This window comes from Pinisolibacter sp. DMC19, assembly GCF_056313985.1.
Window position 1 is genome coordinate 660,179 of sequence record NZ_JBQUZF010000002.1, and the last position, 12,659, is coordinate 672,837.

The 12,659-nt window shown below is 71.8% G+C and carries 14 protein-coding genes; all 14 read right to left on the reverse strand.

The annotated features are described in order from the left end of the window. Window positions 1-41: 41 nt before the first annotated feature. The 14 genes from ACT53U_RS07470 to ACT53U_RS07535 all read right to left on the reverse strand — a co-directional run bounded on the left by ACT53U_RS07470 (window position 42) and on the right by ACT53U_RS07535 (window position 12,616). A complete protein-coding gene (locus ACT53U_RS07470) occupies window positions 42-551 on the reverse strand; it encodes a cytochrome c-type biogenesis protein (RefSeq protein WP_476153797.1) in 510 nt (169 codons plus the stop codon). A 5-nt stretch (window positions 552-556) separates the two neighbouring features. Then, window positions 557-2,542 (reverse strand): heme lyase CcmF/NrfE family subunit, encoded by a 1,986-nt coding sequence (locus tag ACT53U_RS07475; RefSeq protein ID WP_476153798.1) that lies wholly within the window; start codon window positions 2,540-2,542, stop codon window positions 557-559. 26 nt (window positions 2,543-2,568) lie between these two features. Beyond that, window positions 2,569-3,027: a cytochrome c maturation protein CcmE gene (gene ccmE, locus ACT53U_RS07480; protein WP_476153799.1), complete on the reverse strand. Its 459-nt coding sequence runs from the start codon at window positions 3,025-3,027 to the stop codon at window positions 2,569-2,571. A gap of 31 nt (window positions 3,028-3,058) precedes the next feature. Next, window positions 3,059-4,171, reverse strand: coding sequence for a c-type cytochrome biogenesis protein CcmI (gene ccmI, locus ACT53U_RS07485; RefSeq protein WP_476153800.1), 1,113 nt, complete (start codon window positions 4,169-4,171; stop codon window positions 3,059-3,061). Between the two features lie 169 nt (window positions 4,172-4,340). Next, window positions 4,341-5,744 carry a hypothetical protein gene (locus tag ACT53U_RS07490; RefSeq protein WP_476153801.1) on the reverse strand — a complete coding sequence of 468 codons (1,404 nt, stop codon included), beginning with the start codon at window positions 5,742-5,744 and terminating at the stop codon, window positions 4,341-4,343. Between the two features lie 175 nt (window positions 5,745-5,919). Then, window positions 5,920-6,393 (reverse strand): RT0821/Lpp0805 family surface protein, encoded by a 474-nt coding sequence (locus ACT53U_RS07495; protein WP_476153802.1) that lies wholly within the window; start codon window positions 6,391-6,393, stop codon window positions 5,920-5,922. 108 nt (window positions 6,394-6,501) lie between these two features. Beyond that, a complete protein-coding gene (locus tag ACT53U_RS07500; protein ID WP_476153803.1) occupies window positions 6,502-7,878 on the reverse strand; it encodes a sensor histidine kinase in 1,377 nt (458 codons plus the stop codon). Next, window positions 7,875-8,552: a response regulator transcription factor gene (locus tag ACT53U_RS07505; RefSeq protein WP_476153804.1), complete on the reverse strand. Its 678-nt coding sequence runs from the start codon at window positions 8,550-8,552 to the stop codon at window positions 7,875-7,877. Before ACT53U_RS07505 ends, ACT53U_RS07500 begins: the two co-directional genes overlap by 4 nt. 43 nt (window positions 8,553-8,595) lie before the next feature. After that, window positions 8,596-8,913, reverse strand: coding sequence for a PepSY domain-containing protein (locus tag ACT53U_RS07510; RefSeq protein WP_476153805.1), 318 nt, complete (start codon window positions 8,911-8,913; stop codon window positions 8,596-8,598). A 48-nt stretch (window positions 8,914-8,961) separates the two neighbouring features. Continuing rightward, the gene (locus tag ACT53U_RS07515) at window positions 8,962-9,147 is read right to left on the reverse strand and encodes a hypothetical protein (protein WP_476135533.1); all 186 of its coding nucleotides are present in this window, start codon (window positions 9,145-9,147) and stop codon (window positions 8,962-8,964) included. A gap of 26 nt (window positions 9,148-9,173) precedes the next feature. Then, window positions 9,174-9,533 (reverse strand): hypothetical protein, encoded by a 360-nt coding sequence (locus ACT53U_RS07520; protein ID WP_476153806.1) that lies wholly within the window; start codon window positions 9,531-9,533, stop codon window positions 9,174-9,176. Further along, a complete protein-coding gene (locus ACT53U_RS07525) occupies window positions 9,530-10,885 on the reverse strand; it encodes a phage head spike fiber domain-containing protein (protein WP_476153807.1) in 1,356 nt (451 codons plus the stop codon). Before ACT53U_RS07525 ends, ACT53U_RS07520 begins: the two co-directional genes overlap by 4 nt. Before the next feature lie 8 nt (window positions 10,886-10,893). Next, on the reverse strand, window positions 10,894-11,244 hold the full coding sequence (locus tag ACT53U_RS07530) for a spike base protein, RCAP_Rcc01079 family (RefSeq protein WP_476153808.1): 351 nt from the start codon (window positions 11,242-11,244) through the stop codon (window positions 10,894-10,896). A gap of 43 nt (window positions 11,245-11,287) precedes the next feature. Then, window positions 11,288-12,616 carry a DUF2793 domain-containing protein gene (locus ACT53U_RS07535; RefSeq protein ID WP_476153809.1) on the reverse strand — a complete coding sequence of 443 codons (1,329 nt, stop codon included), beginning with the start codon at window positions 12,614-12,616 and terminating at the stop codon, window positions 11,288-11,290. Between the last annotated feature and the right edge of the window lie 43 nt (window positions 12,617-12,659).

A 12,659-nucleotide genomic window follows, 5' to 3' on the forward strand; every position in this document is an offset into this window, starting at 1 on the left:
ATTAAATCTCGGTAATGAACCCGTCGCTGCGTTTCGCCGTCTCAGGAACGATCCTTCGGCTCCTCGGCGAGGATGCGGGCGAGACGCTCGTTCTCCTCGGCGCTGAGCGGCGCCTCGGCGGTGGCCCCGCGGGTACCGCGGCGGCGGATCGTCCGCATCGCGACGACGCCGCCGATCGCCAGGATGGCGAAGGGCGACAGCCAGAGGATCAGGTTGTGCGCCGAGAAGGTCGGCTTCAGCAGCACGAACTCGCCGTAGCGGGAGACCAGCCAGTTCTTCACCGCGCGATCGTCGTCGCCGGCCATGATCCGCTCGCGCACCAGGATGCGCAGATCCTTGGCGAGCGGCGCGTCGGAATCATCGATCGACTGGTTCTGGCAGACGAGGCAGCGCAGCTCGGCCGAGACGGCACGGGCGCGCGCCTCGAGCGCCGGGTCGGCGAGCATCTCGTCGGGCTGGACGGCGAGCGCCGCGCCGCCGACGATCACCGGCAGGGCGAGCGACAGGGCGAGAAGCGGACGGCGGAGCACGTTCGCGAGCATCGTGGACATCTCCCTCACTCGGCCGCGGCGGGCATGGCGCCGCTCGCACGCCGGGTCGGCGTCGGTGCGCCGATCCTCAGGCGCCGGTCGGTCAGCGAGATGGTGCCGCCGATCGACATGACGAGGCAGCCGATCCAGATCAGCAGCACCAGCGGCTTCCAGTAGATGCGCATCGCCATGCCGCCGCCCTGCGGCTCGCCCATGGCGAGGTAGAGCTGGGAGAAGCCGTCGAAGGTGGCGATGGCGGTCTCGGTGGTGGGCATCTTGCGGGTGCGATAGGTGCGCTTGGCCGGCTCGAGGACCGCGACTTCGCGGCCGCCATCCTTGACCACGAAGCGACCGACGACCGCGTCGAAGTTCGGCCCGGTGAAGTCCTTCTGCTCGGCGAAGGTCACGTCGAAGCGGGCGACGTGGACGGTGTCGCCGGGCTTCATGACGAGCACGTGCTCGATCTTCCAGGCGCTCTCGGCGACGATGCCGAAGATCATCAGCCCGAGGCCGAGATGGCCGAGCGTCGTGCCCCAGGCCGAACGCGGCAGGCCGCTCGCGCGGCGGAAGGCACCGGTCGGTTCGGCGAAGAGCTTGACGCGGAAGGCGAGTTCGGCGAGCGCGCCGAGCGACAGCCAGAGCCCGAGGCCGATGCCGAGCGGTGCCAGAACCGGGCCGCCGCGGGTCGCCCACCAGGTGACGAGAATACCGACGATGGCGATGGCGAAGACGACCGCCAGACGCTGGGCGACGGCGGCGAGATCGCCGCGCTTCCAGGCGAGGAAGGGGCCGAGCGGCACGGCGAGCAGCAGCGGCACCATGAGGGGACCGAAGGTCATCTCGAAGAAGGGCGCGCCGACCGAGATCTTCGCCCCCGTCGTCGCCTCGAGCAGCAGCGGCCACAGCGTGCCGACGAAGACAGCGGCGGTGGCCGCCGTCAGGAACAGGTTGTTGAAGACGAGCGCACCCTCGCGGCTGATCGGGGCGAAGAGGCCGCCCTTGGTCAGCGTGCCGGCACGGGCGGCAAAGATCGTCAGCGAACCGCCGACGAAGAGCACCAGGATGCCGAGGATGAAGACGCCGCGCGCCGGGTCGGTGGCGAAGGCGTGGACGGACGTCAGCACGCCCGAGCGCACCAGGAAGGTGCCGAGCAGCGACAGCGAGAAGGTCAGGATGGCCAGGAGGATGGTCCAGACCTTCAGCGCGTCGCGCTTCTCCATGACGATCGCCGAATGCAGCAGCGCCGTGCCGGCGAGCCAGGGCATCAGCGAGGCGTTCTCGACCGGGTCCCAGAACCACCAGCCGCCCCAGCCGAGCTCGTAATAGGCCCAGTAGGAGCCCATGGCGATGCCGAGCGTCAGGAACACCCAGGCGGCGAGCGTCCAGGGCCGCACCCAGCGCGCCCAGGCGGCGTCGATGCGGCCTTCGATCAGCGCCGCGACGGCAAAGGAGAAGGCGATCGAGAAACCGACGTAGCCGAGGTAGAGCAGCGGCGGATGGATGGCGAGACCGGGGTCCTGCAGGATCGGGTTGAGATCGCGACCCTCCATCGGCGCGCGCAGGATGCGGGCGAAGGGGTTCGAGGTCAGCAGCACGAAGAGGTAGAAGGCGAGCGCCACCCAGGCCTGGACGCCGAGCACCGTCGCATAGAGGCTGCGCGGCAGATTGCGGCCGAACCACGCCACCATGGCGCCGAAGAAGGCGAGGATCGCCACCCACAGCAGCATCGAGCCCTCGTGGTTCCCCCAGACGCCGGAGATCTTGTAGATCATCGGCTTCTGCGAATGGGAGTTCTCGAAGACGTTGGCGACCGAGAAGTCGGACGTGACATGCGCCCAGGTGAGCGCCGCGAAGGCGATCGAGACGAAGAGGAACTGGCCCCAGGCGGCGGGGCCCGCCACCGCGGCGAGCCGCTCGTCGCCGCTCTTCACGCCCCAGATCGGGACGATCGACTGGACGATGGCCAGTGCCAGCGCCAGGACCAGCGCGTAGTGTCCGACTTCGACGATCATGCCGTTTCCTCCTCGCGCCCTCGACCTCAGTTGGTCTTCGGCGTGCCCTTTCCGGCTTCTTCCTGCCAATGGCCCGACTTCTTGAGCGCGTCGGCCACTTCCTTCGGCATGTATTTCTCGTCGTGCTTGGCGAGCACGCTGTCGGCGACGAAGAGCCCGTCGGAGCCGACCTTGCCTTCCGCCACCGTACCCTGACCCTCGCGGAAGAGGTCGGGGAGGATGCCGGTGTAGCTGACCGGGATCGACTTCGCCCCGTCGGTGACGCGGAAGCGCACCGTCGAGCCCGTCCGCTCGACCGAGCCTTCCTCGACGAGACCGCCGAGACGCAGGCGCTGACCGGGCTTCACCATGCCCGATGCCACGTCGGAGGGCGAGGTGAAGAAGGTGATCTTGTCGTCGAGCGCGAAGAGCACGAGGCCGACGGCGGCCACCAGCACGGCGCCGGCGAAACCGATCAGGCTCAGTCGCTTCTGTTTGCGGGTCATGTCGGGCCGTCCTTCCCCGTTTCCCTGTCGTTCACTTGGCCGCGCCGAGCGCGTCGAGACGCGCGGCGGCGGCCGGGTCGGCGGCGAGGGCCGCGCGGGCGCGGGCGAGCGCCGCGTCGGCATCGGCCGTCCGGCCCATCACGCGATAGGCGCGCACCAGGCGTTCCCATTCGTCGATCGAGCCGCCCGCGGTCTTCAGGCGCTCGTCGAGGCGACCGACCATGGTGGCGACCATCTTCTCGCGATCGCCGGCCGTCATGCCCTGCGCCGCCTCGACGTCGGCGGCCGACGGGCCGGGTGCGGCGGGCATGGGCTTGCCGGAGGCGGCGGCCTCGGCCTTGGCGAGTTCCTCCCGCGCCGTCTCCATCCACGGATCGGCGTCGGTGCCGGAAGCGACCAGCGCCTTCCAGGCGGCGGCGGCCTCGGCGAGCTTGCCTTCCTGGGCGAGCGCCGCCGCGAGATACATGCGCGCGAGAACCGACTTCGGCTCGATCGCCAGCGCGGCGCGGAAGCTCTCCTGCGCGTCGGCGCCGATGGTACCGTCGGCGGCACCGACCTGGGCTTCGGCGAGGCCGACGAGGCGACGCTCGCTCGGACCACCGATGCGGATGGCGGTGCGCCAGGCCCGGACGGCGTCGTCGAAACGGCCGACCCGCATGTAGACCGGCGCCACCACCTCGAAGCCGCGGACGTCGTTCGGGTTGGCGGCGAGATGGGCCTCGACGCGGGCGATCAGCGCCTCGATCGACTGGTCGCCGGTGCCGGCGGCGATCCGGGCGGCGAGCGGCGCGTCGGGCATGTCGGGGCGGCCGACGAGGAGATAGCCGCCGACCGCGATCGCCGGCACCAGCACCACCGCGAGGGCCGCGACGATGCGCGAGCGCCGGCTCGGCACTCCGTCGTCGGCGGCATCGGTGCGGGCGGCGGCGCGCAGCAGGCGGCGGGCGATCTCGGCGCGGGCGGCTTCGGCCTCGGCCTCGCCGACGAGCCCGGCCTCGCGGTCGCGATCGACCTCGGCGAGCTGGTCGCGATAGACCGCGACGTCACCGGTATCGGTCACGGCGACGCGACCGCGCGCCAGCGGAGCGAGCAGGAGAAGCACGGCGACGGCGGTCAGGCCGGCGAACAGAATCCAGATCAACATCGGGCCGACAACCGCTCCTCGTTCCACCGGCCGCGCGAGAGTTCGTCAGGCGCTCTCGTCCGGTCGGTCGAAGGGAGATACCTGCGGCGACCGGAGACGGCAATGGTCCGAGTGCGTAACCCATCGTCGCGCACGAGATGTTGACCGTGGTCAAACGGTGGAACGAATCTCAACCGGCGGCGCGCAGCGTCTTTTCCGCCGCCAGATCGCGGCTGCGACGCAGGATGGCGGCGTGATCCTCGCCGAAGACCAGGGCGCAGAGGCGGATCGCGGCATCGACCGCCCGATCGAGATCGGCCCGGCCGCGAAGGACGGGCGAGCGCATCTCTTCGAGGAGACGTGACGAGACGAGTTCCAGCGTCGCCTCGATCTGCTTGCGGCAGCGGCCGACCAGTTCGTGCAGGGCGAGGCTGTCGCTGGCGGCCTTGGCCTCGAGGGCGACGCGGACGGCGAATTCGGCCTCGGCGACGTCGGCGGCGTCGAAACGACCGCCCCAGCCACCGCGATCGTCGAGCATCAGGGCGCGACGGACGAGGCCGGGCGCGGTCTCGAGCCGGCCCGCGACGGTCTGCGACATCACCGTGCGAGCGGCGGCGAGACGGCGGAACCAGGCGGCGACGTTGTCGACCGGCATCGCCAGTTCGAGCATGCGGGTGAGGTCGTGGTAGGCGCGCAGGTCGGCGACGAAGGCCTCTCGGGAGGCCTCGTCGTTGCCGCGGGCGGCCGCACGGGCGGCGTGGCGATCGATGCGGCCGACCACCGCCTCGACCAGCGGCGCCCAGCGGCTGCCGGAGACGAGGCGCGGATCGTTGGAACCGGCGAGCCGGCAGGCGAGATGGGCGAGCACGGCCGGATTGGTGGCGCGCGTCAGGACCGCGGCGGCGATCCAGTCGCCGCCGAGCAGGCCCTGCTCGAGCGAGATGCGCACGGCGTCGAACAGACGCGAGGATTCGGTCGCATCGTGGACGGTGAGATTGCCGGGGATCTGGCCGAAGAGATTGGCGAAGGCGGCCTCGTGCTGGAGCACGTGGGCGACGTCGATCACGGCGCGGAAGCCGGCCTCACCACCGAACTGGCCGGCGAACTTCTGGCGCGCCTTGGCGTCGGCGGCGATCCGGCGCAGCGTCTCGGCGAGCGCGGTCGCGACCTCGCGGCGCAGCTTGCGGGCGATGGGGGCGGCGTCGGCGCCGGCGTCGAGCGGGTCGGCGGCGAGCGCACGTTCCCAGGCGGCGGGCGCGAGATCGCGGCGGATCCAGGCCCAGATGCGGACGACGGCACGGCGCGGGATGCGGCAGACCGGCAGGGCGACGATGTCCTCGTCCTCGACGAAGGGGGCGACGGGGGCGAAGAAGGCGCGTTCCAGGCGCACCGCCCAGGGCTCGCCGCCGGTCGTGACGGAGACCTGCGGTTCGCCCACCGCCTCGAAACCGTCGATCGCCTTCAGCACGATCTCGGCGGCACCCTCCAGCCGGTCGGCGGCGCGCAGCGAACGGCCCAGCATGGCGCGGGCCTGCGGCGACAGCGCGTCCATGTAGGAGCGAACCTTGGCAGTGAGGAGCCCCGGATCGGGCATCGCGCTCTCCGTCGATCGTCGGAACCGCCGGGCAGGCGGCCAGCCACCGGAGACCGCGCATCAACGGGCGATGCTCGCGGCAAGGCGAGGATCGGGACGCACGCACGAGATCCGGTCGGACCGAAGATCGGCCGAAGCGCTTAAGATTTGATTGAGGTTGACGAAGCGTCGACGCTCACGAGATCGGGCGCCAGCTGCCGTCGGGCTGACGGCAGGCGGTGGAGCGCCGCGTCTCCTTGCGGCCGTCGATCGCCACCACGTCGACGTAGTCGCGGCAGGTGTACTGGTTGACCGCATAGGCGGCACCGGGGGTCACCTGACCGCGTCGGCCGGTGGCGGGGTTTTGCCAGTCGCGCACGACGCCGGCGGCACCCTGTTCGAGCGCCACGAAGTCGGCCTCGGCGGCGACGCGGCGGTCGCCGTCGTCGAGCTGGCGGCCGAGGTCGTCGACCGACCACGCCGTGTAGAGCGCACCGGCGCCGGCCGAGATGGCTTCGGCGGAGGCCGCCTGCGCCTTCGACTTGCCGCCGATCAGGCCGCCCGTCAGCTTCGCGGCCACGCCGCCCGATTCGGATTGCGACGAGGTCTCGATGCAGCCGCCGAGGAGGGCGCAGAGGATTCCGATCGCACCGAACGTCCCGAGTTTCATTGCCGCCTTCCGCTCGCAACCGTCATCGTCGAGGGGCGTCGCCGTCGATCGCCCGCGCTCCCTATGGTGCGGCATCATGGCCGAAATGGGTCGAAAGGTCAGCCCCGGTCACAGCGCCGGAAGCACCAGCCGACAGGCGAGCCCGCCCATCTCGGAGGCCTCGAGGGCGAAGCTGCCACCGTAGAGCCGCGCCGTCTCCTCGACGATCGACAGGCCGAGGCCGGAGCCCGGTACGGTCTCGTCGAGCCGGCGGCCGCGTTCGACCGCGACGGCACGTTGTTCGGGGGGAAGGCCGGGGCCGTCGTCCTCGACGACGAGCAGCAGGCGGGCGGGGGCGTCGCGGGCGACGGCGGGATCGTGCGCGGCGGTGAGGAGGACGCGGCCGTCGCACCACTTGCAGGCGTTGTCGACGAGGTTGCCGAGCGCCTCCTCGAGGTCTTCGCGTTCGCCGCGGAACTTCAGGCCCGGCTCGATCGCGACGTCGATCGCCACGCCCTTGTCGGCATGGATGCGACGCATGGCGCGGGCGAGGCGTTCGATCACCGGCTCGACGTCGGTGACGACGCCGATGACGCGCCGTTGGGCGGCGATGCGGGCGCGGTCGAGGTGGTGCTGGACGTGCTCGCGCATCAGCTCCGCCTGCTCGACGACGTGGCGGGCGAGCGGTTCGTCGGAGCCGCGGGCCTCGTTGACGAGCACGGCGAGCGGCGTCTTCAGCGCGTGGGCGAGATTGCCGACATGGGTGCGGGAGCGTTCCATCGCCTCGCGATTGGCCTCGACGAGGGCGTCGAGTTCGTGGGCGAGCGGGGCGATCTCGGAAGGAAGGTCCTCGTCGAAACGGGCGGCCTCGCCGGAGCGGATGCGGGCGAGCGAGGCGCGCATGCGTTCGAGCGGCGCGAGGGCGAGGCGAACCTGGAAGAGCGCGGAAGCGACGGAGCCGAGGCCGACCAGTGCCAGCACCGTCACCGCGCGCCAGCGAAAGCCGGCGACGTCGCGGTCGAGTGCGCCGGCATCCGCCGCGACGGCGAGGCGAAACTCGCGCAGGCCGTCGAAGTCGACGATCCGTTCGAGCACGCGCAGGCGCTGGCGATCGGGACCCTCGACATAGGCGGTGGCGGGCATGCGGCGGGTGACGGTCTCGCCGGCCTCGCTCGGCAACGGCAGGATTTCGCCGGTCAGCGACGGCGAGGCGAGGACGACACCGCCGCCGTCGCCGCGACGCACCACCCAGTACCACCCGGACAGCGGCAGCTCGAATCGCGGTTCGCCGAGGTCGCCGGGCATGCGGAAATTGCCGCCGGCATCGGCCTGATCGGCCAGCGCTGCGACCAGGGTCTTCATGTGGATGGCGATGCGGTCGTCGAAGGCGCGTTCGACATGGCCGCGATAGACCGCGATCAGGACGAAGCCCGCGACCGCCAGCGCCACCGTGCTCCACAACGCGGCGAGCACGAAGAAGCGGCGGGCGAGCGATCCGCCGATCATGAGCGGCCTGCGGGTCGTTCGGGGCCGACCGAATAGCCGAGGCCACGCACCGTCTCGATCACGCCGTCGCCGAGCTTCTTGCGCAGGCGCCCGACGAAGACCTCGATCGTATTGGAATCGCGATCGAAGTCCTGATCGTAGAGGTGTTCGACCAGCTCGGTGCGGGAGACCACCCGGCCCTGATGCAGCATCAGATAGGCGAGCAGGCGATATTCGTGGGAGGTGAGCTTGACCGGCGAGCCGGCGAGCGTGACGCGGCCGGCGCGGGCATCGACGATCAATTCGCCGAGGACCATCTCGTTGGAGGCGCGACCGGCGGCGCGGCGAACCAGCGCGCGGACCCGGGCGAGGACCTCTTCCATGTGGAAGGGCTTGGCGACGTAGTCGTCGGCCCCGGCGTCTATGCCGGCGACCTTGTCGGACCAACGATCGCGGGCGGTGAGCAGCAGCACCGGCATGGAACGGCCGGCGCGGCGCCATTTCTCCAGTACGGAGATGCCGTCCATCATCGGCAGGCCGATGTCGAGGATCACCGCGTCGTAGGGTTCGGTGTCGCCGAGGTGATGGCCCTCCTCGCCGTCGAAGGCGGTGTCCACCGCGTATTCGGCTTCGCGGAAGGCCTCGGCGATCTGGCGATTGAGATTGCGGTCGTCCTCGACGATCAGCACGCGCACGGTTCCGCGCTCCCCTCTGTCCTCGTCCGGCGCGCGGCCGGCGTCATTTGCGGCCATCGTATAGCAGACGACCCGAGCGCGCATCGAGCCCCGCGCGACGCACGCCGCCGGAGGCATCGAACAGGATCAGGCGATAGACCAGCCCGTCGTCGACCCGGCAGAGACGGGCGCGCAGGATCTCGCGGCCGAGCGGACCGGCGATCGTCGCCAGGGGGCGAATGCGCTGCTCGCGCACCGCGAGATCGGCCTGGGCGGGGGTGAGGCACTCGACGTCCCGCGGCACGTCCTCGGCCGCGGCCGGGGGGGAGCCGGCGGCGAGGAGCGCCACGAGAAGGGCGAGAGCGAGGGGTTTGCGGTCCATGGCGCGACCTTGCACCCCTCGCCCTGAACCGGGGCTGAACGGCCCCGATCAGCCGCGTTCACCACCGCCGACCGGACCGTCGGTGAGGAAGCGCAGCACGGTGTTGGCGACGCCGAGCCCACCGACCACCAGACCAGCGGTCTTCGGGTCGGCGACGGAGAGCCAGTCGGTAGTCATCAGCGCGCCGACGACGGCGGCGGCAACGTTGAGACCGATGGTGCGATAGCCTTTCATGGGGATGTTCCTTTCCGTGGATGCCGTCAGGCGGCGAAGATCTGGCCCGGCGTCTCGGGGTGGATGCGGGCAGCACCGAAGTCCGGGAGATCGCCTTCGTCGCCGTGCCAGAGCAGGTTGAGGTGGAAGCCCGGACGCGGTTCGAACCGCGGCGTCTCGACGGGGCCGATGCCGTCGATCTCGACCGTCTCGGTGCCGGCGGCGACGCGCAGGACGCCGTCGCCACCGACGGGGGCGAGGTCGAAGCGGATGCCGGCGGCGGTGTAGCCCATCGAGGCGATCGCGCCGGGCGCGAGCCCCTCGGCGAAGCTCGGTTCGAGCAGCAGGGAGCGAACGGCGGCGGCGGCCTCGTCGGCGTTCGTGAAGCGCAGGAAGACGGTGATCATGCCCAGGCCCTCGCTTGCGATCGCAGCGCGGCATCCGATCCGGCGAGCGGCCAGACCAGGACTTCGTCGATGAAGCCGTCGACCGCGTTGGTGCCGTCGCCGCAGGCGAAGAAGCGCGCCGTGGTCGGGGTGAAATAGGCGGTGACGAAGGCCGAGGTCGTCACCACGGTGCCGCCGCCGAGCGCCAGCCGGACGGTGCCGGCGCCGTGCGCCTCGGCCGCGCCGAAGGCGCCCCATCCGCCGGACCCGGCCGTGGCCGAAATCGCCGTCGCGCCGTCGTAGGCGACGACGGAATTCGCGTTGGCGTTGGACATGATGAGGGGCGACAGCGCGCCGCCCTGATACCCGACGATGCGCCCGTTGCTTGCGTAGGTCGTCGAGCCGCGGACGACGATCGTCGCTCCGTCGGCGTCGGCGATCTGCGCCAGCACCGCCGTCGAGGGGCGCACGTCGTCGGCGATGCGGGTGACGGCGGCGGTCGACGGGATCGTCACGTAGGACGAGGGCGGCTCGGTCGCCGCGGCGACCTTCTCGACATTGGCGTAGCCGAAGTGGATCGAGGAGATGCCGTCGCCGGTGTAGTAGTCGGTGTTCGACGCTGTCCCCGCGAGGAAATAGGCGGAATGGACGATCGTTCCGGCCTGGGTCGTCGTCGCCGTCATTTCGATCCGCCAGCACGGGCCGACGCCCGGGACGGCCATCGCCACGACGACGACGCGACCGGCATTGGCGAAGGAGACGATCGCACCGGTCGCGAGGTTGACGCAGACCTCCGGGTAGGCGCCGACGTAGGCGCTGCCGATGTTGCGAATCTTGACGTTTCGGACGCCGACGCCGCGCCGCACGACGAACTGGTGCGCCCAATGTTCGCCGACGGCATTGGCGTTGGCGACGGTCCAGGACCACCAGTTGTGGGCCGTGCCGGAGGCCGTGGTCTCGACGATCTCGCGCATGCCGGTCGTGCCGTCGGGGCCGAGCGAGGCCGCACCCAGCGTCACGTTGCCGAGACCGTAGCCGGTGCCGCCGATCGCCTCGGAACAGGGTCCGTACTTGGTCGCCGCCTTGGCCTCGACGAGCAGGCGCGATCGGCCGGTCGAGCCGTCGACGGCGGGCGTGTTGGCGGCGATCGTGTCGAGTGTGCCGGTCGGACCGACGACGCGCTTGGAGGCGGAGGAGACGGCGAAGAGGTCGGCGAGCGTCGCCGGGGCGCCGGCGAGCATCACGCCGCCGATCGGCATGGAGACGGCGGCGCCGGGGTCGACACCGTCGAGGCGACGATCGGGGCTGCGCCACCAGTCGATGCCGGCCGTGCGCCGCTGCGACACGCCGACGGCGAGAGCGAAGGCGAACATGGCGGACCTCAGGCGATCAGGAGGAGGACTTCGGCGGTGCCGGCGGAGAGCGCTGCGGCAAGGCCGGTCGATCCGGTCGCCCAGATGCGGCGCACCGAGATCGGCTCGTAGCCGACGGAGCCGGCCGGGATGGTGATCGGCACGGCCGCGGCAGCGAGGTCGGACGCGGCCGCGAGCGGCGTCGCCATGACGGTCAGCGCCGTCGCCGAGCCGTTCCAGATGCGCAGGGCCTTGGCGTAGGTCGCGAGGTCCGCGGTGTCGGAGACCATGGCGGCGGTCAGTTTCACCGCCTCGACCGCCGGCGACTGGCGGGTGGAGGCGGCGGCGCCGAAGCGGTCGGAGGCCTTGTCGTAGGTCATGGGATGGTCCCTTTCGATGGTGTGGCGAGGCGCGCGCGGCGGCTCATTCGAATTCCCAGATCCACAGGAAGCCGGCACCGCCCGCCCCGCCGGCCTGGCCGGTCGCGGAGGAGGCGACCACGCCGCCCGACCCGCCGGCCCCGACCGACGAGGCGACCGAGCCGGCGACGTTGCCGACGTTGCCGCGGGCGCCGCCGCCGAAGAACGAGGCACCGCCGGAGCCGGAGAGGACGTTGCCGGCATCGAAGCGCAGACCGGGCGCGCCGGGCTCGCCGGCGAAGGCGGGATCGCCCGCCGAGGTCGTGCCGCCGAGGCCGCCGGCGACCGCCGTGCCCCAGGTGCCGGCCGCCATTCCGGTGCCGCCGCCGCCGCCCTGAGCCACGGCATCGGAGCCGAAGGAGGTGGCGCCGCCCGTCCCGCCGTTGCCGCCGGTCGCCGCACCCGCGGTGCCGCCCGCACCGATCGTCACGGCGCGCGAGGCGACGGCCGAGACGTCGAGGAAGCGCAGGGCGAGGCCACCCGCCCCACCGCCGCCGCCGGCCGCGCCCGACGAGGCCGCGCCACCGGCTCCGCCGCCGCCGCCGCCCGCGCCGAGCGCGAAGACGAGGACGAAGCGGACGCCGCTCGGCCGCGTCCAGGTGCCCGAGGCGGTGAAGCTGCGGGTGGAGAGCAGGCGCCCTCCCCCGGCGAGCGCACCGGTCGGCACGGTGACGCGGCCGGTGGCGGCGGCGACCCGCAGCGCCTCGGTCCAGCTCGAACCGTTCGACGAGACCTTGATCGAGAAATCGTCGTCGCCGAGGAGACCCATCAACGCGCGGCCGCTCCAGCCGGTCTCGAACAGCAGCGCGGCGTCGCGGGCGGGCAGCGCCTTCTCCACCGCGATCCGCATGTGACCGGAGCCCGCGGCATCGTCGCAGGCGAAGAGCGCGGCGTCGGACTTGACGGCGAAGCGGTTGGCGGCGTCGGGCGTCGTCGAGACGCCGACGCGGGGCACCGACCCGTCGGCGAGCGCGGCGGCCTTCAGCAGCCCCGCCTTGCCGGCGAAGTCGACCCAGCCGCTGCCGTCGTGAATCAGCAGGCGCGCCTCGTCCTCGACCCAGCAGCGCCAGCCGGCACGCGGGGCGAGGAACATCCAGCCGCCGTCGCGCTCGACGGCGATCTTCCCCGCCGCTCCGGTCCAGGCGCCGGAAGCCCCGGCGGCGACGAGCCACCGGCCGCCGGTCACGGGGCTCGTCGGCGGGGCGGCCAGATCGCGATCGGCGACCGAGAGCTGGACGGCGCCGTCGAGCCGCATCAGCGCCTCGTTGTGGGTGACGTGTTTCTGCGCCTGCGACGCCTCGATCAGCGGCAGGTCGAGCCGGGTGGTGGTCATGGAGGTCTCCGGAAGGCGGCATCCCGCCCAGTCGTGGGTGAAC

Coding starts and splice junctions, on each gene's coding strand:
- ACT53U_RS07470 (WP_476153797.1), bottom strand. CDS start 551: ATGTCCACGATGCTCGCGAACGTGCTCCGCCGTCCGCTTCTCGCCCTG.
- ACT53U_RS07515 (WP_476135533.1), bottom strand. CDS start 9,147: ATGAAAGGCTATCGCACCATCGGTCTCAACGTTGCCGCCGCCGTCGTC.
- ACT53U_RS07530 (WP_476153808.1), bottom strand. CDS start 11,244: ATGACCTACGACAAGGCCTCCGACCGCTTCGGCGCCGCCGCCTCCACC.
- ACT53U_RS07500 (WP_476153803.1), bottom strand. CDS start 7,878: ATGATCGGCGGATCGCTCGCCCGCCGCTTCTTCGTGCTCGCCGCGTTG.
- ACT53U_RS07475 (WP_476153798.1), bottom strand. CDS start 2,542: ATGATCGTCGAAGTCGGACACTACGCGCTGGTCCTGGCGCTGGCACTG.
- ccmE (WP_476153799.1), bottom strand. CDS start 3,027: ATGACCCGCAAACAGAAGCGACTGAGCCTGATCGGTTTCGCCGGCGCC.
- ACT53U_RS07495 (WP_476153802.1), bottom strand. CDS start 6,393: ATGAAACTCGGGACGTTCGGTGCGATCGGAATCCTCTGCGCCCTCCTC.
- ccmI (WP_476153800.1), bottom strand. CDS start 4,171: ATGTTGATCTGGATTCTGTTCGCCGGCCTGACCGCCGTCGCCGTGCTT.
- ACT53U_RS07510 (WP_476153805.1), bottom strand. CDS start 8,913: ATGGACCGCAAACCCCTCGCTCTCGCCCTTCTCGTGGCGCTCCTCGCC.
- ACT53U_RS07535 (WP_476153809.1), bottom strand. CDS start 12,616: ATGACCACCACCCGGCTCGACCTGCCGCTGATCGAGGCGTCGCAGGCG.
- ACT53U_RS07490 (WP_476153801.1), bottom strand. CDS start 5,744: ATGCCCGATCCGGGGCTCCTCACTGCCAAGGTTCGCTCCTACATGGAC.
- ACT53U_RS07525 (WP_476153807.1), bottom strand. CDS start 10,885: ATGTTCGCCTTCGCTCTCGCCGTCGGCGTGTCGCAGCGGCGCACGGCC.
- ACT53U_RS07520 (WP_476153806.1), bottom strand. CDS start 9,533: ATGATCACCGTCTTCCTGCGCTTCACGAACGCCGACGAGGCCGCCGCC.